Source organism: Vibrio inusitatus (assembly GCA_024346935.1).
Classification (GTDB): domain Bacteria; phylum Pseudomonadota; class Gammaproteobacteria; order Enterobacterales; family Vibrionaceae; genus Vibrio; species Vibrio inusitatus.
This window is the reverse complement of record AP024879.1, coordinates 1,051,512-1,075,250: the sequence shown is the minus strand read 5'-3', so window position 1 is coordinate 1,075,250 and position 23,739 is coordinate 1,051,512. Positions and strand designations below refer to the sequence as shown.

At 40.2% G+C, this 23,739-nt stretch carries 24 protein-coding genes; 13 read left to right on the top strand and 11 right to left on the bottom strand.

Annotated features, from left to right (window positions below; genetic code table 11):
- Positions 1-287 precede the first annotated feature (287 nt).
- Both OCU48_RS17795 and OCU48_RS17790 read left to right on the top strand, forming a co-directional pair.
- The gene (locus OCU48_RS17795; protein WP_141347244.1) at positions 288-881 is read left to right on the top strand and encodes a nucleoside triphosphate pyrophosphohydrolase family protein; all 594 of its coding nucleotides are present in this window, start codon (positions 288-290) and stop codon (positions 879-881) included.
- A gap of 502 nt (positions 882-1,383) precedes the next feature.
- The gene (locus OCU48_RS17790; RefSeq protein WP_141347243.1) at positions 1,384-1,668 is read left to right on the top strand and encodes a GIY-YIG nuclease family protein; all 285 of its coding nucleotides are present in this window, start codon (positions 1,384-1,386) and stop codon (positions 1,666-1,668) included.
- Positions 1,669-1,920: 252 nt separating this feature from the next.
- Here the strand turns inward: OCU48_RS17790 and OCU48_RS17785 are convergent, their stop codons facing one another.
- The 4 genes from OCU48_RS17785 to OCU48_RS17770 form a co-directional block, all read right to left on the bottom strand.
- Positions 1,921-2,862 carry a VirK/YbjX family protein gene (locus tag OCU48_RS17785; RefSeq protein ID WP_141347242.1) on the bottom strand — a complete coding sequence of 314 codons (942 nt, stop codon included), beginning with the start codon at positions 2,860-2,862 and terminating at the stop codon, positions 1,921-1,923.
- Positions 2,863-2,945: 83 nt separating this feature from the next.
- Positions 2,946-3,248, bottom strand: coding sequence for a putative periplasmic lipoprotein (locus OCU48_RS17780; protein ID WP_017028529.1), 303 nt, complete (start codon positions 3,246-3,248; stop codon positions 2,946-2,948).
- Between the two features lie 2 nt (positions 3,249-3,250).
- Positions 3,251-3,556, bottom strand: a complete 306-nt coding sequence (locus OCU48_RS17775; RefSeq protein WP_141347241.1) for a hypothetical protein — start codon at positions 3,554-3,556, stop codon at positions 3,251-3,253.
- 11 nt (positions 3,557-3,567) lie between these two features.
- Positions 3,568-3,993 (bottom strand): hypothetical protein, encoded by a 426-nt coding sequence (locus OCU48_RS17770; protein WP_141347240.1) that lies wholly within the window; start codon positions 3,991-3,993, stop codon positions 3,568-3,570.
- 326 nt (positions 3,994-4,319) lie between these two features.
- Between OCU48_RS17770 and OCU48_RS17765 the strand changes: the two genes are divergently transcribed.
- From OCU48_RS17765 to OCU48_RS17720, 10 genes are all read left to right on the top strand, one after another.
- Complete coding sequence (locus OCU48_RS17765) at positions 4,320-4,676, top strand: GIY-YIG nuclease family protein (RefSeq protein WP_141347239.1); 357 nt, start codon at positions 4,320-4,322, stop codon at positions 4,674-4,676.
- Between the two features lie 788 nt (positions 4,677-5,464).
- Complete coding sequence (locus tag OCU48_RS17760) at positions 5,465-5,755, top strand: GIY-YIG nuclease family protein (protein ID WP_141347238.1); 291 nt, start codon at positions 5,465-5,467, stop codon at positions 5,753-5,755.
- Positions 5,756-6,032: 277 nt separating this feature from the next.
- Positions 6,033-7,685 carry an SWIM zinc finger family protein gene (locus OCU48_RS17755; protein WP_141347237.1) on the top strand — a complete coding sequence of 551 codons (1,653 nt, stop codon included), beginning with the start codon at positions 6,033-6,035 and terminating at the stop codon, positions 7,683-7,685.
- Positions 7,686-8,069: 384 nt separating this feature from the next.
- Complete coding sequence (gene rfbB / locus OCU48_RS17750; protein WP_141347236.1) at positions 8,070-9,149, top strand: dTDP-glucose 4,6-dehydratase; 1,080 nt, start codon at positions 8,070-8,072, stop codon at positions 9,147-9,149.
- Between the two features lie 4 nt (positions 9,150-9,153).
- A complete protein-coding gene (gene rfbA / locus OCU48_RS17745) occupies positions 9,154-10,023 on the top strand; it encodes a glucose-1-phosphate thymidylyltransferase RfbA (RefSeq protein WP_141347235.1) in 870 nt (289 codons plus the stop codon).
- Positions 9,986-10,894 carry a dTDP-4-dehydrorhamnose reductase gene (rfbD, locus tag OCU48_RS17740; protein WP_371859139.1) on the top strand — a complete coding sequence of 303 codons (909 nt, stop codon included), beginning with the start codon at positions 9,986-9,988 and terminating at the stop codon, positions 10,892-10,894. The genes rfbA and rfbD overlap by 38 nt, the downstream gene beginning before the upstream one ends.
- A 2-nt stretch (positions 10,895-10,896) precedes the next feature.
- Positions 10,897-11,466: a dTDP-4-dehydrorhamnose 3,5-epimerase gene (gene rfbC / locus OCU48_RS17735; RefSeq protein WP_141347234.1), complete on the top strand. Its 570-nt coding sequence runs from the start codon at positions 10,897-10,899 to the stop codon at positions 11,464-11,466.
- 52 nt (positions 11,467-11,518) lie between these two features.
- Positions 11,519-12,733 carry an oligosaccharide flippase family protein gene (locus tag OCU48_RS17730; RefSeq protein ID WP_167496242.1) on the top strand — a complete coding sequence of 405 codons (1,215 nt, stop codon included), beginning with the start codon at positions 11,519-11,521 and terminating at the stop codon, positions 12,731-12,733.
- Positions 12,720-13,412, top strand: a complete 693-nt coding sequence (locus OCU48_RS17725; RefSeq protein WP_141347232.1) for a class I SAM-dependent methyltransferase — start codon at positions 12,720-12,722, stop codon at positions 13,410-13,412. Before OCU48_RS17730 ends, OCU48_RS17725 begins: the two co-directional genes overlap by 14 nt.
- On the top strand, positions 13,406-14,326 hold the full coding sequence (locus tag OCU48_RS17720; RefSeq protein WP_141347231.1) for a glycosyltransferase: 921 nt from the start codon (positions 13,406-13,408) through the stop codon (positions 14,324-14,326). The genes OCU48_RS17725 and OCU48_RS17720 overlap by 7 nt, the downstream gene beginning before the upstream one ends.
- On the opposite strand, the gene OCU48_RS19740 is transcribed toward OCU48_RS17720, so the two are convergent.
- The gene (locus tag OCU48_RS19740; protein WP_141347230.1) at positions 14,323-15,162 is read right to left on the bottom strand and encodes a glycosyltransferase; all 840 of its coding nucleotides are present in this window, start codon (positions 15,160-15,162) and stop codon (positions 14,323-14,325) included. The genes OCU48_RS17720 and OCU48_RS19740 overlap by 4 nt on opposite strands.
- The gene (locus tag OCU48_RS17715) at positions 15,163-16,068 is read right to left on the bottom strand and encodes a glycosyltransferase family 2 protein (RefSeq protein WP_167496241.1); all 906 of its coding nucleotides are present in this window, start codon (positions 16,066-16,068) and stop codon (positions 15,163-15,165) included. It abuts the gene before it with no gap.
- Positions 16,069-16,307: 239 nt separating this feature from the next.
- On the opposite strand from OCU48_RS17715, the gene OCU48_RS17710 reads away from it, so the two are divergent.
- A complete protein-coding gene (locus OCU48_RS17710; RefSeq protein WP_141347228.1) occupies positions 16,308-17,531 on the top strand; it encodes a sugar transferase in 1,224 nt (407 codons plus the stop codon).
- 24 nt (positions 17,532-17,555) lie between these two features.
- Here OCU48_RS17710 and OCU48_RS17705 read toward each other — a convergent pair whose 3' ends face one another.
- The 5 genes from OCU48_RS17705 to OCU48_RS17685 form a co-directional block, all read right to left on the bottom strand.
- Positions 17,556-18,536 (bottom strand): DHH family phosphoesterase, encoded by a 981-nt coding sequence (locus OCU48_RS17705; protein WP_141347227.1) that lies wholly within the window; start codon positions 18,534-18,536, stop codon positions 17,556-17,558.
- Positions 18,529-19,125, bottom strand: a complete 597-nt coding sequence (cysC, locus tag OCU48_RS17700; protein WP_141347226.1) for an adenylyl-sulfate kinase — start codon at positions 19,123-19,125, stop codon at positions 18,529-18,531. The genes OCU48_RS17705 and cysC overlap by 8 nt, the downstream gene beginning before the upstream one ends.
- A 1,002-nt stretch (positions 19,126-20,127) precedes the next feature.
- Positions 20,128-21,861 (bottom strand): SLC13 family permease, encoded by a 1,734-nt coding sequence (locus OCU48_RS17695; RefSeq protein ID WP_141346817.1) that lies wholly within the window; start codon positions 21,859-21,861, stop codon positions 20,128-20,130.
- 3 nt (positions 21,862-21,864) lie between these two features.
- A complete protein-coding gene (cysN, locus tag OCU48_RS17690) occupies positions 21,865-23,280 on the bottom strand; it encodes a sulfate adenylyltransferase subunit CysN (RefSeq protein WP_141346816.1) in 1,416 nt (471 codons plus the stop codon).
- 41 nt (positions 23,281-23,321) lie between these two features.
- Positions 23,322-23,669 carry a four helix bundle protein gene (locus tag OCU48_RS17685; protein WP_141346815.1) on the bottom strand — a complete coding sequence of 116 codons (348 nt, stop codon included), beginning with the start codon at positions 23,667-23,669 and terminating at the stop codon, positions 23,322-23,324.
- Positions 23,670-23,739 lie beyond the last annotated feature (70 nt).

Here is a 23,739-nt window from a genome sequence, read left to right as displayed (position 1 = left end):
AATTTCCGCGAAGATTCGTTCTGTTATACAAATGTAATACGTGATCTTACATCTTTCCATAAGTATTTGTTTTTATGGTTATTTAGATTACAAGTATGAAGTCTAGTGCATTACATTAGACTTAGTAGCTTAATATGCAATTAATCGGTGCTAAAGTGATGACTTTGAGCTGAAAAAGCCTGTTGCGGATTAAGAAGTCTTGTCTGTATGTCTATGGTATCCTTGTTAAATTGGACGGTTCTCTGCGTCTTTTATTTTGTTAATCACTTTCATTTTTGGATACCCTCGTGACTGCACATAAAGAATTCTTCTCAACCTTCACCCTACTAACGCCTGAGCTTTGGAATAAGCTTTATCAAGACATCGTTGAGTTTCGCCAACTTTTTAATCTGCCTATCAACACAGGTATTGAAAGCGACAAGCTATGCCACCTGCACTCAAACTTAATGATAGAAGAGTTGACCGAACTAGCGCGCGCAACCAACAAAGAAGACCAGGCCGATGCTATTACCGATACGGTCTATGTTGCCGTTGGTCGCGCTGTGCATGCGGGTCATGAAGCGTTAAATGATACGACTATTGCACGCCAAGTTGATGTACTTTTGAATGTAGCGAATACACTAGATATCCCATTCGAGCAATGCTGGGATGCAGTACATTCGAGCAACATGAGTAAAGCCGCGCTTGATGAGCAACAGGCAAAAGAAACCGTTGAAGTGTACTCTGAAAAAGGCGTCAGCGCTGATTACAAATTGAAAAATGACAAATACATAGTGTTTTGTAACCAAGATTCGATAGCTAAAGACGGTGTAATGATTAAGGAAGGAAAGATCCTTAAAAACAAATACTATCAAGCGGTTGATTTGAGTTTTGTAGGTTAGGGTGTACTCGTGCGTCCGAAGATACTGGATAAACACTGTGTGTTTTCCAGTATGACGTGGGTTGAGGGTTAGGTTTTCAGCTGAATTTAACTTCACCTAAAGTACCAAAGCTCGAAGTGTCGTCATCCTGAACTTGATTCAGGATCCTAGGTACGAAAAGGCTGAGTATTATACGGCCAAAGATACAGGGTAAACACTTTGTGTTTTCTAGTATGACGTGGGTTTAGGGCTAGGTTTTTAGCTGAATTGAACTCTAACCCAAGTACTAAAGCTCGAAGAGTCGTCATCCTGAACTTGATTCAGGATCTTAGGTACGAAAAGGCTGAGTAATGTGCGTATCAAGATACAGAATAACTACTTCATTGCTTCCTGTATGACGAGGTAGTCCAAGCATTACAAAAGCATGCACTTTTTCGACCTCATACGAAGAACAGACCTCCTATTAATCTCGACCAAGCTTTCTCATCTAACCTCAAAGAAATCATTCATGTGAGGGAATCTAGTGAAAGCTCCCTGCGTCTATATTCTTAGCTCTATAAACCGAAAAGTTCTGTATATTGGTGTTACAAGCAACCTAAAAGGCAGAGTGTGGCAACACAAAAGTCATTACTTCCCTAGTTTTACCTCTCGCTATCACGTCACTCGTTTAGTCTACTATGAAGTTCACGATGATATGGAGCACGCAATCGAAAAGGAAAAGAGACTAAAGTTTTGGCGGCGCGCCTGGAAGGATGCTTTGATTGATGAGATGAATCCTAAATGGAATGATCTTTATGAGACTTTGTGAGCAATTGTTGCGCTAGACTCCACGCACAAAAGCCTAAATAACCGTCATCCTGAACTTGATTCAGGATCTTAGGTGTGAAAAGGCTGAGTATTGTACGTCTCTAAGTTACTGGATAACTACTGCGTAGTTTCCAGTATGACTATTTATAGAGTGCAAGGCTTTATCAAAACGTCACCCTGACGAAAGTCAGGGCCTTAGATACGAAAAGCCTACGTCTTCTACGTGTCTAAAATACTAGGGCACAACCCTCACTCACAACTCAACCGTAGTACTTTTAATCCCTTGAACTTTCTTATCTAACTCCACTTCCATCTCATCGAGCCAAGCGTATCGCTTCGTATACAAACGACGCTTGTTCTTCTTCAAGGCAGAAGGGTCTTTACGTTCAGGAAAAGCTGGGATCTCATAACGATATTTGTCACTTTGTTCCGCGCCATATTCTGCCCACAGCTCGTCATAATCAAAGGTTACCGCTTTATTCTTGGAGCCTTTATAACGAAGTGCCTGATAGATGTGACCTTTATTAGACACCCCAATAAATTCAGTCACACCTAGCGACTTCCCAAACATTAAGGCTAGTTCTACCATTAGCGCTTTAGGGCGAAGTCCGTGGAAAGAACGAGTGAGAGTTTTAATCACTTGATTACGATCTTCGACTTGATCACTTGGGCCTTTCAATGCCCCTATGTGCATGGTTTTTACTGGGCTGGTGGATAGATTGAAGGTAATTGAGTAAATTGTCTGACCAAGATCGTTAATAAGACGAAGACCAAGTGAACCTTCACGCATCTCACCATCAAAGATAATCAGGGTAAATTGATTGCCCTTTGAATCGGCTAAGTCAATCAGTGGTAAACCACCTTCACCAAACGCTTGTTTGAACGAACTACCGAAGGTTGAATTAAGTAGATTGAAGTGTTGTTCGATCAGCTTCATTCGTTCTGCAACAGGAGTATCGACAAACAAATAAGGCTTTAGCGCTTTTTCAAGAAGACGAGGTTTTTGTTCTACTGCATTTCTAAATAACTCATTGCTCGTTAGTGAGGCAATGCGGGTAAATGTGGAATGGTAGACTTTACTCAATACAAAAAGCCGAGCTTTTAGCCAAACACTCTTTAGTGTTTTATCAGTAGAGTAATGCAGTTGCGACAACTCTAACTCTGGCATTGCGCTATCTAGCTCGTTGGTAATCATAAAGCCTATCCTTACTTAGTGCGATGGAATCAATGTGTGCCTAAACGAAACGGTGCGAGAAAACTCTCAGTGTTTAGGCAAAGTTATTTTGAACAAAGAGCTTTCATTCGGATGATGTTGGTCCAATGTAGAAAACCATGGTCGGTTACATACTCAACATTCACCATTGAGGCGCCGGTTGGACACTGCTGCATTACTTGAGCGTAAGCGTCGTCAACATAGTCTGTATCAAAGGCAAACCCCATCACCACAGTTTGAGAGGTTTCTACCTCAACTGTCTGCGGGTTGTTCAGATGAACGCTTGGGTCATTACTCACCTGAGACATATGAACGCTACTGCTACAAGCAGCTAAAAAAAACGGCAATAGAAGAATTAGCTTTTTCATCATTACGCCTTATTGCAGTAACCAGTTGCGATGATTTCACGCTTGAAGAACAGCACGTAACCAGTGGTTTGATGCTTGGTCATTACGCCTTCAATTTTCCCGCCAGTACATTGCTGCTTAAGGTTGGTGACTGCTTCATCAACAATGTCGTTATTAAAGTTAATACCAATGAAGTTCCAGTCAGATGCCGAAGCGGTAACGGCCTGATCGCGTTGGGCTGGTACAGAAGTGAGAGAGACAGTATTTAGACCTACACAGCCTGAAAGTGATGCAGCCGCAATGGCTAATAAAAGTGCTTTTTTAAACATGGTATGAATTCCTACTTGATACAGAAACCGTCAACTCGAACCACCTCGCCACTGATGGTGCCGAAATTAGTTGATTCGCGAACAGATGTTAAGCCGGTAAGGTTATGAGTTGGGCATTGAGCATCGACTTGCTGCATGATTTGGTCAGCATAGGCGTCGTTGTAGACGGGGTTGCCAGTAGTCGGCCCCATGTTCATCAATGCAAGAACAGTTGCGACAATCTCCATATTTTCCGAAGCACGTTCGCTAGTTGCAACTTTAGAACCAATGCGCGCGGTTCCTGCGGCATCAAATCCCAATTCGTTCACCTTGATGCTGATAGGTGTAAGTTCACCTTGCGTCTGGTCAATATCACTAAGTTGTACATGGTGCAATTGCGAGCAAGCGCTAAGAGAAGCAACGCCTATACCCAACAATGCGAGTTTTAAAACTTTCATCGAACGTTTCCTAAGTGTGCGCAAAGTGGCGCATAGTATATGGATGTTGATAGCGATGGAATGCAATACGTGGCAATAAATGTAACCTCCTATTTGTATGATGAATAGTGTTCATCTTGGGAAGTAATTATTCGTTTTTGGAAAAAGGGAGGGGGAGTGAGGCTTCACAGTAGCGTCATCCTGAACGTGATTCAGGATCTTAGGAACGTGTATGTCCAAAAGTATGAGATTGCTGGAAGTAGATCCAAGGGTGCTACACAAAAATTCGAATTATCACGGTCTGCTCTTACTTTTAGAGTCTCAGTAAAAAAGAAAAGGACTTAGACGTGAAAACTCAATCTGCTCAAGCGCAATTCGAAGAAAATTCAAATCCAGTTTTAAAGCACATCTACTCCGTAACTCAACAGTTCAGTGTCTATATACTGAGCTCAGTCAACGACGCTTTGCTTTATATAGGCCAAACAGAGCACCTGCAGTCAAAGGTTTGGCTACATAAAAAGCGAACAACCGATCACCTAGGGCTTACAATCTTCGAGCAAAAATTGGTGTATGTGGAACAATTCGACAACGTAATAGATGCGCGTACTCGCGAACAAGAGTTGACTATGTTACCTGAGATCGACTTGAGGAAACTAATAACGACGAACAATCCTAAATGGGATGATTTATTCGAGTTTGTTTAAAGATATTGAAAGCAATTGCTGTTTAAAAAGACCCCCGATAAAAGCATTCGGAGGTGACAAGGTTAGGCTCTGCTATATCGATATAAAGTTTGAGGTTAGCTTTATTGCCATTAACCATAAACTGTCGTTCCCGAGCGCTCCTATCGGGAACCTAATGAGTTCAATAGGCGTTGAGATCCTCGATAAGAGCACTCGAGGATGACAAGGTCACATTCGTTTAGAACGATATATAATTTGGGATTTACTTTATTGCCATTGGCCATAAACTGTCGTTCCCGAGTGCTCCTATCGGGAACCTAATGATTTCAATAAGCGTTGAGATCCTCGATAAGAGCACTCGAGGATGACAAGATTATGCTCTGCTATATCGATATATAAGTTTGAGATTAGCTTTATTGTCATTAACCATAAACTGTCGTTCCCGAGTGCTCCTATCGGGAACCTAGTGATTTCAATAGGCGTTGAGATCCTCGATAAGAGCACTCGAGGATGACAAGATTACGCTCTGTTAGATCGATATATAGTCTGCGATTAGATGTATTGCCATTAACCATAAACTGTCGTTCCCGAGCGCTCCTATCGGGAACCTAATGAGTTCAATAGGCGTTGAGATCCTCGATAAGAGCACTCGAGGATGACAAGATTACGCTCTGCTATATCGATATAGAGTCTGCGATTAGATGTATTGCCATTGAACATAAACCGTCGTTCCCGAGCGCTTCTATCGGGAACCTACTTAGCTCCACAGCTCAATAAGAGTACCAAAAAATGACAAGGATACTTCCAACATGAGCAAGCATCCTTGCGTCTATATACTCTCATCAAATAACAGAAACGTTCTTTATATTGGTGTGACGTCTAATTTGCTTGGAAGAGTTTGGCAACACAAAAATAAGGTTGTAGAAGGGTTTACGTACCAATATAACGCTTCTATCCTAGTTTATTATGAAATGCATGACTCAATGGAATCTGCAATCTTAAGAGAAAAGCAGCTTAAGAAGTGGAATAGAGCTTGGAAAGAGCACTTAGTGAACAAATTTAACTCGCAGTGGAGAGACTTATATGGGGATCTGTTCTAAGTTTTTATTCCATTAAATGACGACCTCATACTTAAGCTAATAATTTAATTTTCCTCTCATGCTACCTACCTCATATTTGACTATCGGCACTTGGCATTCATAATATAGAAACGCATTTTCTAAGATTAAACAACAAGTTGAACTGGCATTTGTAGCCAATAGGTTAAAAAGAGTTCGCGGCTTAGCGTCAGATGGATTACTGATACTAACGAAACACTCATCCTCTGAAGGAATCTAACTTCTCTTTTCATACACCCTGAATTAGGAAACACATTAGTTGTTGTTAGTAGAACGAATCAAATCGGCCGTAGACGAAAAAATAATTAAGCGTGGAGTGGCACTTGTTAATAAAAGCAAAGTGGTCAATGTGTCAGTGAAGGGTTCAACAGTGGTTGGAGAGGTGCTGGGTACTCATCGATATAACGTAGCTTTAGATAGCGGGGCTCATTTACATGGCAGTTGTACTTGTCCCGCTGCTGACTACCAAGCTATTTGTAAGCATATGGTCGCATTAGCAATAATTTATGAACAAGGCTCTTCAAAAAAACATCCTACCCTCGAAAACTGGTTAAGTAAAAAGTCGAAACCAGAATTGCTTCAATCTTTGCTTGAGGTGATAGAGCAAGATGAAACATTGCGTACCATTTGGTATCAAAAGATGGAGCTTTCTTTAAACCCTCCTTCTGAAAAAGAGCTGAAAAAGCTCATTACGAAAGCTTTACCAAAGCGCTCTATTTGGGATTATCAAAAGGTAGCAAATTACTTTCAAAATGCGACAGAAAAGCTTCAAGCGCCATTAGATATAGCGAAATCCCTAGAGCCTGACGCAAAGATAGATTTCTTTGGCGCATTGATGAATCGATTGGGATCAGTTTTATACCAAATAGACGATTCTTATGGATATCGCTTGGATCTAGAGCACAGCATTAGGGAAAGCTTCAAGCAAAGCTATAGTGACATCACCTGGGACAATAACCAGAAAGCCAAGTGGTTGGTAAATGAGCTACTTAATAGTAGTGAGATGTACGCGGAGGTGCTTCAGCAAGCTATAGAAAATGATGCCCAAACTCGTGGTTTAGTCCTTTCTCTGTGCCAGTCCAAACTAGAGTCAAACGTAAAACTGACGAATGATAATAGACGGTTGCTCATCCGCATATTGATAAATGGCGCTACGTCATGGCAAGAAGAGGTAAAATATAAGGCGCTAATCGCCAAAGATTGTGATGACTATTTGCAACTAGCGAAGATCTGTTTAAAACACGATGAAGAACTGGATGCTGAAGATTGGTTACTTCGTGCTAAGCAGAAAATATCTGGTGATTTCGACCAACAACGTTGGAATGAAATGGAGCTACAGGTTTTGCATGCCTTAGGCGATGAAGAACAAGTTTGGCAAAAAGCCATTGCAAACTTTGAATCCAAGCCCAGTTGTGAAGTGTGGCAGCACTTGGTTAAAAGTTGCGAACAATTACACATTGACTTGTCCCACCATAGACAAGAAATTGAACAGTCACTTATACGTTGTCTCGATTTAGCCATAAATAGTGCTTTCGAGTCAGAAATAGAACAGGTACTTATCTTGTTTTATCTGCATTTTTCACAGCCAGAGAAGGGCAAGCCTTATATAGCTCAAAATCATGGCACTCCGGCTGTTGAACAGTTGGGATTAGCTTTGTTGATAGATGAGACTGACTATGCGTTGAATCTATTGGATACCAGCATTTCTCGTGATATCCAAATGGGCACTAAGGCAAACTACCACTGGGCAGATAAAAGACTAGACAAAATTTATGAACAGATAAAATCCAACCCTAGAGCACTTGGGGTATTTACCGAATATAAAGCGAACCTTGAGCAGTTACATAAACGCAAAACCACGTTCGTTAAACTTCTCCAAGCGCGAGACGATTATTATGTGCCGCAGAAGTGAAAGGAGATTATCAATGTTGAGTAATACGTTAAGGTTTACCAACGATTTTAATAGTATATTCGTTGAAGGGACTTCGACAAAAGACTTGAAGAGGGCGGTGTCTCTTAGGTAACTTCGCTAAACGCTTCACTAATTTGAGTCGATACCGCGTGACTAAGATTATGAAAACGCTTGGCTTAGTGAGTCGGAGATGTTGCGTATGCTTTAGGTGGCAATCGCTACGTTTATATTGCAGTTGTTCGCTTTTATTTGATTCTCTCCGCATTAGCAAACAAAACCTACTGACTTCTGCACAATGAATGGATTGTCCCTTTTTTGTGAGTATGATCACTTAGAAGTCTATATAATTGAACAAACTGAAATTTTCGACAAAAGGAATATTGATTGAAATTTCTTATCACAGGTGGGGCGGGCTTTATTGGCTCTGCTGTAATACGCCATATTATTGATAATACTTCAGACACTCTAGTCAATGTTGACAAGCTTACCTACGCGGGTAATTTAGAATCGCTTACTGGTTTTGATAATAACCCAAGGTATATTTTCGAACAGATTGATATCTGTGATAGGCCACAACTAGACCGAGTATTTTCTCTTCACCAACCCGATGTAGTCATGCACTTAGCTGCTGAATCACACGTTGATCGCTCTATTGATGGTCCTGCTGATTTTATTCATACCAATATAGTTGGGACTTATACACTGCTAGAAGTAGCTCGAAGTTACTGGAATGAGCTTGAAGAGGGAAAGAAGAAAAACTTCAGATTCCACCATATCTCTACAGATGAAGTTTACGGAGACCTTGAGGCCCCTGAGCAACTATTTACAGAAACGACTTCTTATCTCCCATCAAGCCCATATTCTGCTTCGAAAGCCTCTAGCGACCACCTTGTTAGGGCGTGGCTCAGAACCTACGGGTTACCAACCATAGTTACAAACTGCTCGAATAACTACGGACCGTTTCAATTCCCAGAGAAGCTAATTCCTTTGGTTATACTCAATGCGTTGGAAGGAAAACTATTACCTGTATATGGAAACGGCATGCAAGTGAGAGATTGGTTGCATGTGGAGGATCATGCTAGGGCGTTATATTTAGTGGCAACACAAGGCCAAGTGGGTGAAACGTACAACATAGGTGGACACAACGAAAAGACTAATATCGACGTAGTCCAAACTATCTGTGACCTCTTAGAAGATTTGAGCCCATTAATCACTCAAAACAACGACACTTGGAATATCTCAGGTTTTCGCTCATTGATCACATTTGTTGAAGATCGACCAGGTCACGATCTTCGTTACGCTATTGATGCTTCTAAAATTGAACGAGAACTAGGATGGAAGCCCGAAGAAACTTTCGAGTCAGGACTTCGAAAAACTGTAATGTGGCATTTACAGAATCACAAATGGTGGAGCCGAGTTTTAGATGGTTCATACTCTAGAGAGCGTTTAGGTCAAGGACAGTAACTCTATGAAAGGAATCGTGCTTGCGGGTGGCTCAGGAACTCGTTTATATCCAATAACAAGAGGCGTTTCAAAACAGCTTTTACCGCTATATAACAAACCAATGATTTACTACCCATTATCAGTTTTAATGTTAGCGGGTATTCGTGATGTTTTGATAATTGCCACGCCAGAAGACAAAGATAATTTTAAGCGTCTATTAGGTGATGGTACTGATTTTGGGATAGCACTGACATATGCAGTCCAAGCGAAGCCAGAAGGTATAGCTCAAGCATTTCTTATTGCAGAGGATTTTATTGGAGATGACAACTGCTGTTTGATACTTGGTGATAATATCTTCTATGGTCAAAGGTTTACTGAAGCATTGCAAAATGCCTATGATAGAGAGAGAGGCGCAACGATATTTGGATATCAAGTGAAGGATCCTGAACGATTTGGTGTTGTGGAATTTGATCATCAACACAAAGCTATTTCAATCGAGGAAAAACCTAAGAGTCCTAAATCGAACTGTGCCATTACAGGCCTGTATTTTTACGACAATCGTGTTGTGGAATTTGCCAAAAAGATCAAACCTTCAGCTAGAGGCGAGTTAGAAATCACAGATATCAATGAATTATACCTTCAAGACGGTAGTTTGAAGGTGGAAATATTAGGACGTGGTTTTGCCTGGCTTGATACAGGGACTCACGAAAGTTTGCATGAAGCGTCATCTTTTGTACAAACAATAGAGAATGTACAAGGTCTTAAGGTCGCTTGTTTGGAAGAAATCTCACTTAGGCATGGTTGGCTTACTAGAGAGCAGGTATTGGAGTTGTCAAAGCCAATGGCAAAGAATGATTATGGCCAATATTTGGCTAAAATTGCAAAAGAGGTTTAGGTTGCGAGTTTTAGTGACTGGCTGTGATGGCCAAGTTGGACGTAGCTTAATGGAACGAATGCCAGAAAACTGGGATGTAGTTGCTCAAAATAAGAGACAACTAGACATCACAGATCACGACGCTGTACTGAAAGCACTTCAGGATATTAAGCCCCAATATGTAATAAATGCAGCGGCTTACACTTTGGTAGATAAAGCGGAAGATGAATCAAGTAAATGTTTTTCTATTAATCGAGATGGAGCTCGTAATTTGGCTCTTGGCTCTCAGAAAATTGATGCGGTAATGCTGCACCTTTCTACAGATTATGTGTACTCTGGAAGAAAGATTGGGCCCTATACTGAGTTTGATACTCCTGAGCCTTTAAGTGTTTACGGCAAGAGTAAACTAGAAGGGGAATTAGCCATTGCTGAATCCCATTCGAAACATATTATTGTTCGTACTTCATGGGTATTTAGTGAATATGGGAATAATTTCGTAAAAACTATGTTGAGGCTTGGCTTAACCCACCAGGAGCTATCAATAGTAGATGACCAGTTCGGAGGCCCTACTTATGCTGGAGACCTCGCAGAAGCTCTACTCTCTATTATTGATTCGTTGGAGCAAGGAAATTTAGGTTATGGCCTGTATCACTTGGCGGGTTTGCCAGTAGTCACTTGGCGAGGTTTTGCTGATACTGTATTTAAACAAGCTATCAAAAGTGATATTACTGGTAGTATGGAAATTAAAGGAATAGCTGCTCATCAATACCAAACAAAAGCCAAGAGACCTAGTAACTCTCGCCTATGTTGTGACAAGATTTACCAACAGTTCAGAATAAAGCCTAGCGACTGGAAAAGTGCACTGAACGATATCAGTAAGTACATGGAGTAACAATGAAGGTCATAGATACCGCTATTGCTGACGTAAAAATTATAGAACCAACAGTCCATGAAGATGATCGCGGTTTTTTCATGGAGACTTGGCATCAAGAGAGATTTGAAGAGCAGGTAACCGGAAAACCGACACAGTTTGTTCAAGACAACCATTCTAAATCAAAATATGGGACTCTACGTGGTTTACATATTCAAACTGAAAATACGCAGGGAAAGCTAGTACGGGTCATATTAGGAGAAGTGTTTGATGTAGCGGTTGACCTAAGAAAAAACTCACCAACCTTTGGGCAATGGATAGGAGAGTACCTGTCAGCAGAAAACAAACGACAACTATGGGTTCCCGAAGGCTTTGCTCATGGTTTTTACGTTACAAGTGAAGAAGCTGAATTCGTTTATAAATGCACCGATTATTATAATCCAGAAGCAGAGGTGAGTATTGCTTGGGACGATCCAAGCATTAGTGTCGAGTGGCCGAGTATAGTCGTTCCGCCTGAGCTTTCTATAAAAGACCAAACTGCTATCACCCTTGAAGCGTTTGTTGCTCAAAATAGTATGTTGAATGGTATTTAGTCGCATAAACAGAAACACAACGTTTTCTATGAAGTTTTTCAAATACAGCTTCATGAGCTTTCTTTCAATGGTGCTTCCTGCACTATTTCCGATATTGGTATTGGCTTTAAGCGCTCGTTATCTTGTTGCGGGTGATTTTGGCACTTACTTGATAATAATGACAACTTTGGGTTACAGCGGTTTATTAGAATTAGGTATGTCTCGAGCGTTAATTAAACAGTTTTCTTCTGAGCATAGCGATGAGAGAGAAACGAAGATCACGTTAGCTTCAGGTTTTTATACTATGTTAGGTTTAGGTCTACTAGGGACCTTGATCCTACTGATAGGATCGCAAGTTGCACAGCTTTTTTTTAGTCTATCTAGCTCGGTTGTAATAGGAGTAAAGATATCAGCTTTTGCTCTGCCAGCTATTTTATTGAACCAACTATTTTATGCATATCTAGAAGGGTCACTAAGGTATGGGGCAATTCTCAAAATAAAACTTGTAAGTTCGATGCTAGAGGCATTGCTATTAATCACGATATTACTTATTTATGGTGATTTGTATACATTATTAATAGTATTTTGCATTGGTAAGTACGTAACATTGAGTTTTATTTATTATTATTGTTCTGGACCTAAGCTAATAGAGAGAAAGCAATTTTCAAAAACCAAAGTAGGAGGAATGATCAAGTTTGGTGGATGGCTCACCATTAGTAGTATTATCGGGCCTGTAATGGTTTATTTTGATCGATTCTTTGTATCTGGTGAGTTTGGTTTGGAAATTGCTGAGCAATATCTTGCTGTATCTGAATTGGCCATAAAAATTGCTATTATTCCAACGGCTATTTCAAGAGTATTCTTCGTGTTAATGGCAAGAATATCGATTGACGGCCATAGAAGTACTAGGCTTGGATATCAATCAATTATAGTCGGGGTTGTTCCTTTTTTGTTTTTACTGATTGTTTATTCTGATTCATTCTTAAATTTAGTTATTAGTGATAAATCCACAGAATTATCGACAACAATTTTTAACATATTATGTATTGGCCTAGTTTTTAATGCTATTGCACAGATCCCTTTTATGAAATTATTAGCAGCCGGTTATTCAAAAACAACCGCAATTATTCATTTGTGCGAATTGTTCCCATATTTGATATTACTAACTTATGCTATCAAACAATACGGGGTAATTGGCGTTGCAATAGTATGGGTCTTAAGAAGTCTAATTGATTGTATTATTTTGGTGATTGTTTCAAGGAGTATGCTACCGAATGAAGGAAAATAAGGTTGTTACATCCGTTCCGCAAGGATATCGTAGTTCTGGTAGAGATGACATGCTTGAGTTTATGCCCGAAATATATAAAACAGTTCTTGAGATAGGGTGTGGTGAAGGAGAGTTTTCTAAGAACTTAAACCAATTTGTTGAGTATTGGGGTGTAGAACCAGATGCCGACGCGATTGCTCTAGGAAGAGATAAAAATAGTAGAGCTAATTTTCTAGAAGGGCTATTTCCAAATATAGAAAAAGAATTGCCAGACAGATATTTTGACGTAATTGTATGCAATGATATTATTGAGCATGTTGAAAATACAGATGAATTATTTAAATATTTTAGGAAAAAACTTAAGAAGGATGGTTGCTTAGTCGCTTCTATCCCAAATATAAGGCATATCTCTCATCTTAAAGAAATGCTAGTTTTTAAAGATTGGGAATATAAAGACAGTGGAATTCTAGATAGAACGCATTTACGGTTTTTTACCCAAAAAAGCATATTGACATTACTTGAAAGAAATCACTTTGAAATTATAAGAATAAAAGGTATAAATAGTATATATGGAGATAAGGAAAAATCAATAAGTTGGATTAAGAGCATATTAAAATACAGTATCCCAATTTTTATTTTTGGTCAGGATATTCAGTATATGCAATTTGGCTTACAGGCGAGAATAAAAGAAGAATGTTAAAGCCATTAGATGTAATTGCAGTATTTACTACTTATGAACCGAATCAGGCTCTGATAAGAAATATTGAAACAATGAGCAAACAAGTAAACTCTATTATTATTGTTGATGATGGGTCAAAGATGCCTATATCGTTAGAGATATTAACGATATGTTCACTTAATAAAAAGGTAACTTTATATAGAAATGAAGAGAATTCAGGAATAGCATATTCACTCAATAGAGGTATTGAAATCGCGAGCAACAATGGCTTTGATTGGGCGGTCACTATGGACCAAGATTCGGAACCTACGCATGATTTTATCTACCAATTGTGTACTTCACTTAATAATTTAGTATCGCGTGAAAATGTAGCATTGCTTACACCGACAGTGGTAGATAGTAGTAACCCACGAAAGATAAGTAAGTTATTAATAAATAACAAAAAAATATATTTTGAACTTACTGATATGTCGTATAGAGATAGGGATGATTTAATCTTGGCGATTACTTCTGGTTGTTTGACTTCTATCCCTAAAATTAAGGTGGTTGGAGGATTTCCTACTGAATATTTTATTGATTATGTGGATAGCTTTTTGAGTTTAAAACTGATTCAATCAGGATATAAAATAGCTTTTAGTAGTCAAGCCAAGTTATTACATAACCTCGGTAACCCTGAAGTAAAAAACCTACTGGGGAATAAGGTACGTACACTCAATCATAGTGGTTTTAGGCGATATTATATTGCTAGAAATACAATATTTATGTATCGGGAGTTCTATCGGACTTTTCCTAACTGGATACTTTATGATGTTTATATTGGAATCTACTCGTTGATTTCTATACTGCTATTTGAACGTAATAAATTTGAAAAGCTAGGCTATAGTCTTAAAGGGATCTATCACGGATTACTTGGAGTGAAAGGTAAATTGCATTAGTTTTTAGGAGAATTAAGACTAATAGTCTCTTCAATTCGTGTATTGGATCTACGCCGTTCACTATCCAAAACCCAGCCCCACTTATTAAAATATTTTATCATTGATCTTACGTGTACCCATGTCATACGCCATGAACTATATGAAGCTTGTTCGTGATGATGGATAATAGAGACAAAAGGATAGCATTCCGTTTTTCCAATTTGATGTAAACGACGGGTTAAGTCGATATCTTCGGGGTACATAAAAAAGCGAGTGTCAAACATGCCTACTTGTTCGAAAGTTCTTGAGCGAAGTAACATGAAGCACCCCGATAGATAAGGGCAGTTGAGAACATATGAATAATCATAACTACGCAACTCGTACTGTTTCTGAATGGAAATGCGATTGAAGAATGATGGGAAAAATCGTCTTGTGATTAGATTTAAAGGAGAAGGAAGTCTTTTGCATGCGTGTTGGATGCTTAAGTTAGAGTTAAGCACTTTTGGCATGCAATGAAGTGTATTTGGAGATGTTTCCATATAAGAAACTAAGGTGTTTATGGTTTCTATGCTAACTTCAACATCAAGATTCATAACCAAGTGGTACTTAGAATGTACTTTTTCATGGCATAGTCTAAATGCTTGATTATGTCCGAAACCATATCCAAGATTACGCTTGTCAGAACAGTAAATCACTTTAGTGTGCTTTTTAACCACCTCTTCTTGTTGTAAACAAGGAACTTCACTATTTTCATATATACACACTATATCTATCAATGATGAATTTATAAAACTACTCAAGCATTTATTTAGCGATTCAATAGAGTTGTTATATGTGACAATCGATATAGATAACATTTACTTCATAACCATTAGGCGGGTTAAGAGCGCTATTTTTCGCTCAAAAGATTGAAAAGGGCTCACTATACTTAGATAAAGCGATAATCTTGACGAAATCGAAAGTGCTCTTATATTACTAAATTTCTCAATTAAGCTAATATATTCATGGTTAACGGGCATTAACATTGCGAGTAAAGTCGACTGTTGGACGATTTTATCGAACCTATCCGTAGGATCTCTTAGCACCCTAGATACATTTTTGAGGAACGTACTTTTTTTTGCACCAACTGTATTTAAGTCATGCTGCCTATATTTAACGGTTTGACTCTCGCTAAATCCGGTTTTACCAAAAGTCTTCGCACACAGTAACAACCACCAATCATGCATAACAGCATCAACAGGGCAGGGAAATGCTATGTCTAAAAGTGCGCGGTTAACGATAATCGCACAACCAGGGGTCATATTTTGGACCAAAATAGATGAAAAAGATTCTGTCATTCTTGGATCTAGTTTTTGGTGCTTCCAGAATGATGTAGCAATAGGTTCAAGGCTTTGCCCCACTACCTCTAAATCAGTAAAAAATAGACAAGGCTTTGATTCGTCTTCACGTTCAAGCTCAGTTATGCCTTTATAGAGGATATCTATTTTGTTTTTGAGCCAAACATCATCTTGATCCGAAAAAACGACGTACTTAGCGTTTGACTGATCAGCTGCATTATTGAAATTACTAATAACGCCTTTTTTACCTTTGTTTAAATAGAATTCTATAGCCTCGCTTTTGAATTCTTTTACGATATTTTTAGTTCCATCAGTAGAGCCATCATCTGAGATGATTATGCGATTAACACGCTTATCGAAGCCTCTACAGTCGACAATACTCTGAAGTTGCTCAGTTATATAAGCTTCTCCATTATATGTCGCCATTATGACATCTATGTCCTTCATTTAGCTGGCGATCCCTTTTGCAAAACTCAGTAACAGTCCTCTCATCTTAACAAGCTCGGCAATGAGGTGAAATGACGAATTAATGTTAATTTGATAATTAAATCGAAATCCAACTACGAACCAATACATTTGTGACTTTGATGCAACAAAAAAGCTGTCAAACACTAGATTAGCTCATTACACTCTTACTATCAGATGTTAAAAGTTAATCAAGGAAGATGCGCTTTAGCAAAATATCACTAATGCATGGCTTAGCCATTGCTATCGTTATCGTAGTCGTTCAGGTTTGGGGCGGGATAGTGTACGCCGAGCCACAAATCAGTATTACCAATAGTTCTATTGGTGTGGTGGCCTGCTTTTACATTAGCTTGTTGCTGATTCCTCCGCCGATACCGTCAATACTGAAACGCAAGAGATACCCAGTGATCGCAGTGTTACTCGGTTGTTATTGTGTTCATATTGCCGCTATTGCATTTATGCGTATTGATTACTCAAGGCCGGTGTTACTTACGGGTTTTGGGTTTACGTTTGCTTGGTTTATCATCTTTAGATTCTTTCAGACTAAGAATATGGAGTTAATCCTTTATAGATTTAGTACGGTTGACTCATTACGATTTGCCCCGTTTTCAAGTATTAAATTGATAGATACAACAGATGCTACACAAGTTAATGATATTAAGTTGGGTGTTGTATCTGACTTCCATCAACCGCTTAATCAGAATGATTCTAGATTACTAGCAGAATGCAGCTTACATGATATTCCTATTTACCATGCAGACTTGTTGATAGAGCGACTCTCTAAACAGGTTAATACGGAGAATCTTAACCCTATAAGTATCACTCTTTTTAGCCCAAGCCCTACCTATATTAAGGTTAAGTATGTATTAGAGTCATTATTTGTGATTGTGGCTGCTCCCATTTCACTATTTCTTGCAGCAGTGACAGCTTTTGTGATTAAGTTTAACAGCCCTGAAGAACCTATTTTATACAAGCAGAAGCGCATAGGCTATCGAGGTAAAACTTTTACTATGTATAAATTTCGGACTATGTCTTCCGATGAAGAGACTGACGAGTCATTTGCTACTAGTGAGTTACACAGAGTAGATACATTGGGGCATTTTTTAAGAAAAAGCCGCCTGGACGAAGTTCCTCAATTGTTTAATGTACTCAAAGGAGAAATGGCGCTTATCGGTCCGAGACCGGAGCAACCAGGGTTGGCTAAAACATTTCAGGACAGTATCCCATTTTATAGTTATCGTCATACTATAAAACCAGGTATTACAGGATGGGCTCAGATAGAACAAGGTTACACTGACTCCAATGAAGCAACTTCAAAGAAGCTAGGTTTCGACCTTTACTACATTAAAAACTTAAATATCAACCTCGATATCTATATTCTATTGAAGACGATTAAAATCGTTCTGTTTAGAAAAGGAATGTAATGTCATTTGTAACGTATGTGTTTTTTAATAGCCAAACTGTTCTTCCATCTTTTCAATAAACAGGTCAATCATTTTTTCAGGCAACGCATTAATCCCAGCTGCGGCTTTCCTACCGCCACCCGTTGCAAACTGTGAGCAAACATCGTCTGCACCTTCTCTATTCGTTAGTGGGCTTCTAACGCTAACGGTATAAGACTCATCAGAAGAATTTGCCGTTAAAACAGCAAAGGCCTTGTTCGGATGCTCATTGGCGAGCCAGTTTCCGTATGTGCCACTTATACGCCTTGCCCATGCCTCGTTGGGAAGTTGATATACTTCGATATTTTGAGAAGAGTAGGTTGCTGGAATAGATTTAACATGACTCCAGTCGTTATCAAACCCTGCTTTTAGCTGATCAAACACACCATTGTTTTTGTTTCTGAGGAGCAGTGGGTTTGGGTATTTTAATAGCGACTCAAATAAAGCTTTAGGATGGAAATGAAGATCTTCTATCGAACTACCGTAAGCGTTGTAGTTGATCAGTGTCCCTAGTTGTTTGAGAAAATCAATGTCTTCACTGGCCACGCTGTGTTCCAAAGCTAAATCAGTAGCTTGTTCTGATAAATTGTCACCAAAGGCACCAACACAGGCCCATAAATAGTAATAGTTATTGAGGTACAGGTTTATGAGTAGGCTCGTGCAAACGTCTGACGAGGCATCTAAAAGAGATTTTAAATAGGGTGAGATTGGGACGTTCCCAGTTCTATGATGGTCGCAGTAGAATACGTCCACTTCTCTATCTAATAAAGATTGCAAGGCTGATTGGTTTGTCTTCATAGAGATATCTAACACCGTTGCTGAAGTAACATCTTGCTGTTCGTCAACTTGTTGTATTAGCTGAATATCTCGCTTTACTCCAGTAATGAGTGTCGAGTTTTTTGGGGTATTTAGTCGAAGTTGCAACAGAGAACAAATTCCGTCAGCATCCCCGTTAAACACGTCATAATGCGTAGGTTGTTTAGACATAGCCGTTATCTCTTAGGTATTGAACAACTTGCTCGGCACTTTCTTCAATTGAATTTTGATCCGTTTTTAAATGGATTTCCGCTGACTGCGGAGCTTCATAGTCTGATGTTAGGCCAGTAAAATGCTCTATCTCGCCTTTGCGAGCTTTTTTATACAGACCTTTTGGATCGCGCAACTCGCATGTTTCGATTGGAGTATCGACGAACACTTCAATGAACTCATCTTTAGGTAAAAGCGCGCGAACCTGTTCTCGATCTGCGATAAAAGGGGAGATGAAAGCCGTTAGCACTAAACTACCTGAGTCAACGAACAACTTAGCCACTTCACCAATACGTCGAATATTTTCAACTCGATCTTGGTCTGAAAACCCCAAGTCACGGTTAAGGCCATGACGTACATTGTCACCATCTAGTAAATAGCTGTGTATAGAGAGTTGATTCAATTTCAATTCAACGGCATTGGCTATGGTTGATTTCCCCGACCCACTAAGCCCAGTGAACCATAATACTGCAGGCTTATGCCCCTTTAGTTGCTGGCGCTGCTCTGGGGTAACCGATGCCAGATGCCATACTATGTTTTGGTTTCCCATGTTTTTTGTATTTCCTTATGTGTTAGAAGTGCCTTTGATAATGTATTTTTACCGTCATTCCCGAGTGCTTGTATCGGGGATCTTTGTACCTAGCTACCGATTAGATTCCCGCCTTCGTGGAAATGACGGTTAGGGTGACGCTAAATGTCTTTAGTGTTCCCTGTATTGTTTCCTGTCATCCCCAAGCGCTTTTATCGGGGATCTTTGTACATAACTACCAATTAGATTCCCGCCTGCGCGGGAATGACGGTTAGAGTGGCGCTATTGTCTTTAGTCTTCCCTGTATTGTTTCTTGTCATCCCCGAGTGCTCTTATCGGGGATCTCTGCACCTAGCTACCGATTAGATTCCCGCCTTCGCGGGAATGACGGTTAGGGTGACGCTAAATGTCTTTAGTGTTCCCAGTATTGTTTTCTGTCATCCCCAATCGCTTTAATCGGGGATCTTTGTACCTAGCTACCGATTAGATTCCCGCCTGCGCGGGAATGACGGTTAGAGTGGCGCTATTGTCTTTAGTCTTCCCTGTATTGTTTCTTGTCATCCCCGAGTGCTCTTATCGGGGATCTCTGCACCTAGCTACCGATTAGATTCCCGCCTTCGCGGGAATGACGGTTAGAGTGAGGCTATTGCCTTTAGTCTTCCCTGTGTTGTTTTTCGTCATCCCCGAGTGCTCTTGTCGGGGATCTTTGTGCATAGCTACCGATTAGATTCCCGCCTTCGTGGAAATGACGTCTAGGGTTACGCTAAATGTCTTTAGTCTTCCCAGTATTGTTTCTTGTCATCCCCAATCGCTTTAATCGGGGATCTTTGTGCATAGCTACCAATTAGATTCCCACCGTCGCGAGAATGACGTCTAGGGTTACGCTAAATATCTTTAGTGTTCCCAGTATGGTTTCTTGTCATCCCCGAGCGCTTTTATCGGGGATCTTTGTGCTTAGCTACCAATTAGATTCCCACTTTCGCGAGAATGACGATACTTTTTAGCTGATAGCTCTCAATTCTCCTACAACCCAAAAAAGTGCTCAATCGCAAATATCGCAGTAAAACTATAAATCACACTGATCGGAGCGCCAATTTTTACAAAATCTGACAACTTGTACTGCCCAGCATTAAACACCATCAAGTTCGTTTGATAACCATATGGGCTAATAAAACTCGCGCTCGCGCCGAAAGCGACAGCCATCACAAATGCAATAGGGTTCGCGTCTAGACTCAGAGCAAGAGAGTAAGCGATCGGGAATGTGACAGCAGCCGCTGCATTGTTGGTGACCAGCTCGGTCAGTAATAATGTAGATAAAAATACAAACACCAAAGCCAAATGTGGGCTTAATGTAAGGTTGTTCTGTGTTAGCAAATACTCTAAGTGTTCGAATAATCCACTATTTTGAATTGCAAAGGACATCACAATGGCAGAGGTGATGATAAGCCATATGTGATAGGGAAAACGTTGAGTTACATCGTTTATATTAAGTACGCCAAAGCATAGTAATACGCCAAATAACAGTAGCATTGCCTTGAACAGTGACACCAAACCTAATGAAGCAGCGAAAAGAGCAACGACAAATCCAAGCAACGTCGCTTTTTCACCAATCCCCTGAATCTTATTTTCGACTGCGATATCACTGAGTAATATAAAGTGTTTTTGAAAGCTTGGTGCCAGTGAAGGCGGCTCACCTGCGGTCAAAACTAAGTAGTCCCCAGCTTTAAGTTTTACTTCTCCCAACTTACCAGATAAGCGTACGCCATTGCGCTTTATGGCGACAACACCAGCGTTGAAGGTTTGTCTGAAATTGCACTCTTTGAGTGAGCGATTAACTAAGCGACTTTGTGGTAGCAATATAGCTTCAACAAAACTGTGCGACGCTAAGCCCTCTTTATCAGCGAATATTTCAAGTCCATTGTAATGCTTGAGCTGAGATACCTTCGATACATCACCGTTGAAAAAGAGTCGGTCGTTTTTTTGCAGTATTTCGCTAGGGGATACAGGGCTGATTATGTTTCCGTCACGCTCCATTTCAATAAGAAACAATGACTCCATATGACGCAAGCCGTTCTGGTTTATATCTTTACCAATTAGCGTGGAGCCAGCTGAAACACTGGCTTCAATAAAGTAACTGTCGCTGACAGGCGTATTGGTTTCGGAACTAGGCAGAAATCTCAATAACAGAGTTAAAACCAGGCCACATGCCACCACGACGCATAGTCCAACCGCTGTAAAATCAAAAAATGCCAACGGCGGCAGGTCAGTATCAATAAGAAGGCTGTTCACTATCAGGTTAGTGGAGGTGCCGATAAGCGTGAGTGTGCCCCCCAATATTGCCGCGTAAGATAACGGTAAAAGTAGCTTGGTCGCACTGTGATGTGGGTTATTGCGTATTGGGGACAATAAGCTAGATACAACAGCCGTATTGTTTAGAAATGCAGAGAACACGACAGTAAAGCCAAATAATCGAGCAAAGGTTGTACCGTAACTCGGGCGGATAACGTACTGCGCCATAATCCTCAGTACGCGCGTCTTTTCGAGAGCAATAGAGCACAGCATTAGCAATATCAGAGTGAGCAAGCCCTGGTTAGAACCTGCGTTAATCACTTGTTCGCTAGAGACGAGATCCAAAGAGAAAAGTACCAGCAGCGCTAGCCCAAACACACGCGCTGGATGTTTCTGAAAGCGAATGAGTGCAATGATGGTGGTAATGAATACCACCAATACAATTCCACTTTGCAAGCTAATGCCCATTGTTTAGCCCTTGCTAAGCAAGTCTTTAGCATCCCAATGTGGGAAATGCTTGCGAACCAACTGATTTAGCTCAAGCTCAAATTCAGAATATTCATGACCAGATTGACGCTTACTCTCTAGAGCGCCTTCAATCATACCTGCACCGACAGTAGCATTAGTCAGTCGATCGATGATGATGAACGCGCCGGTAATACGATTGCTGTCATAGGCGTCAAACACTACTTTTTCATTAAGATTGAGGTGACACAGACCGATCTCGTTTAGGTTTAACTGATTAGCCTCTAGCTTTTGCATGCTGTTAACATCGACGCGGTGCTCAATCTTAGAAACCTGTCCGGTCACTGTTTTAGTGCCGACTTTTATCAGGTATTCACGGTTGAGTTGCAAAGCATCTTCATTCATCCACACGACATTCGATGAAACGGCATTGGAATAATGTGGCTGTTGATCGGGGCGCACTAAAATGTCACCACGGCTAATATCGACTTCATCTTCCAAAGTGAGCGTAACCGCTTGTCCTGCATATGAAGAGGTTAAGTCGCCATCGAATGTTACTATCGATTTAACTTTACTCTCTTTGCCTGATGGCAATACCTGAATGCGATCACCAACACGAATCTCTCCTGATACAACCGTGCCACAAAAGCCACGAAAATCTAAATTAGGGCGGTTAACATATTGAACCGGGAATCTAAATTCGCCTTCTTCTTTTGTTTTATTAGTTTTAGCCGAGTTAAGTAAACGCATTAACGTAGAGCCAGGGTACCAACTCATATTTTTGCTCGGAAATACCACATTATCGCCGTGCAAGGCAGACACAGGAACAAATTGAATGCTTTCGAAATTCAATTCCTTGGCAAATTCGCGATACTCTTTCTTGATAGATTGATAACGCTGCTGGCTAAAGTCCACGGTATCCATCTTATTGACGGCGATAATGGCGTGCTTAATGCCAAGCAAAGAACAGATAAAGGAGTGGCGACGAGTTTGGGTTTGGACGCCGTGTCGCGCATCAATCAAAATGATAGCGAGATCAGACGTTGAAGCACCCGTTGCCATGTTGCGAGTGTACTGCTCATGCCCTGGAGTATCTGCAATAATGAATTTGCGTTGGTCAGTAGTGAAATAGCGATAAGCAACGTCGATAGTAATACCTTGCTCTCGTTCAGACTGCAATCCATCAACGAGCAACGCTAAGTCAAACTCTTGATCTGTAGTGTTGTACTTCTTTGAGTCTTTTTGAATGGCCAAAAGCTGATCTTCAAAAATCATTTGATTGTCATACAGCAAACGACCAATCAAGGTTGATTTACCATCGTCCACACTGCCACAAGTGATAAAACGCAGCAGATCTTTGTTTTCGTGTTGCTTTAGATACGCTTCCACATCGACTGAAAGCAAATTTGAAATTGTGTTCATTCTAACTCCCTTTATAGCTACTAGCTGTTAGCTTCAAGCTTCTAGTTAGTAGCATTTAGCTTATTCATCAGTCCTGTAATCATCGCGGACAATTCGTCGGTTTCTTGTAGCCAAACTTCAACTTTGTGTTTTGATAGATAATTGATTTTGTAGCCTATTATTATCTGCGTTTTTGCCTCAGCAAGAGACGAGCGACTAATATCTAAAAACCGAATCTTTTCTCTGGGGCTAGAACGAGTCATACCCTCAGCAATATTGCTAGGTACAGATAAACCAGAACGTGTTAACTGGTCACGAAATCCAAAGTCTTTAAGGCACTTTGTTTCCATGTAAATATCCGCCGATAACCTGACAGATCGCTTCCATACAGCCAATTTTTCAAAATTCATCTTCACCGCCTACACTCACAAAGCTTGGCTAAATGAAGAAGTTGCAAGGTTTGAAAAAATGATTAAATTT

Bases quoted from the DNA above. Each gene is read 5' to 3' on its own strand.
- OCU48_RS17785 (WP_141347242.1), bottom strand. From the start codon at position 2,862: ATGATTACCAACGAGCTAGATAGCGCAATGCCAGAGTTAGAGTTGTCG.
- OCU48_RS17780 (WP_017028529.1), bottom strand. From the start codon at position 3,248: ATGAAAAAGCTAATTCTTCTATTGCCGTTTTTTTTAGCTGCTTGTAGC.
- OCU48_RS17775 (WP_141347241.1), bottom strand. From the start codon at position 3,556: ATGTTTAAAAAAGCACTTTTATTAGCCATTGCGGCTGCATCACTTTCA.
- OCU48_RS17770 (WP_141347240.1), bottom strand. From the start codon at position 3,993: ATGAAAGTTTTAAAACTCGCATTGTTGGGTATAGGCGTTGCTTCTCTT.
- OCU48_RS17760 (WP_141347238.1), top strand. From the start codon at position 5,465: ATGAGCAAGCATCCTTGCGTCTATATACTCTCATCAAATAACAGAAAC.
- rfbA (WP_141347235.1), top strand. From the start codon at position 9,154: ATGAAAGGAATCGTGCTTGCGGGTGGCTCAGGAACTCGTTTATATCCA.
- rfbD (WP_371859139.1), top strand. From the start codon at position 9,986: ATGGCCAATATTTGGCTAAAATTGCAAAAGAGGTTTAGGTTGCGAGTT.
- rfbC (WP_141347234.1), top strand. From the start codon at position 10,897: ATGAAGGTCATAGATACCGCTATTGCTGACGTAAAAATTATAGAACCA.
- OCU48_RS17730 (WP_167496242.1), top strand. From the start codon at position 11,519: ATGAGCTTTCTTTCAATGGTGCTTCCTGCACTATTTCCGATATTGGTA.
- OCU48_RS17725 (WP_141347232.1), top strand. From the start codon at position 12,720: ATGAAGGAAAATAAGGTTGTTACATCCGTTCCGCAAGGATATCGTAGT.
- OCU48_RS17720 (WP_141347231.1), top strand. From the start codon at position 13,406: ATGTTAAAGCCATTAGATGTAATTGCAGTATTTACTACTTATGAACCG.
- OCU48_RS19740 (WP_141347230.1), bottom strand. From the start codon at position 15,162: ATGTTATCTATATCGATTGTCACATATAACAACTCTATTGAATCGCTA.
- OCU48_RS17715 (WP_167496241.1), bottom strand. From the start codon at position 16,068: ATGGCGACATATAATGGAGAAGCTTATATAACTGAGCAACTTCAGAGT.
- OCU48_RS17710 (WP_141347228.1), top strand. From the start codon at position 16,308: ATGCGCTTTAGCAAAATATCACTAATGCATGGCTTAGCCATTGCTATC.
- OCU48_RS17705 (WP_141347227.1), bottom strand. From the start codon at position 18,536: ATGTCTAAACAACCTACGCATTATGACGTGTTTAACGGGGATGCTGAC.
- cysC (WP_141347226.1), bottom strand. From the start codon at position 19,125: ATGGGAAACCAAAACATAGTATGGCATCTGGCATCGGTTACCCCAGAG.
- OCU48_RS17695 (WP_141346817.1), bottom strand. From the start codon at position 21,861: ATGGGCATTAGCTTGCAAAGTGGAATTGTATTGGTGGTATTCATTACC.
- cysN (WP_141346816.1), bottom strand. From the start codon at position 23,280: ATGAACACAATTTCAAATTTGCTTTCAGTCGATGTGGAAGCGTATCTA.
- OCU48_RS17685 (WP_141346815.1), bottom strand. From the start codon at position 23,669: ATGAATTTTGAAAAATTGGCTGTATGGAAGCGATCTGTCAGGTTATCG.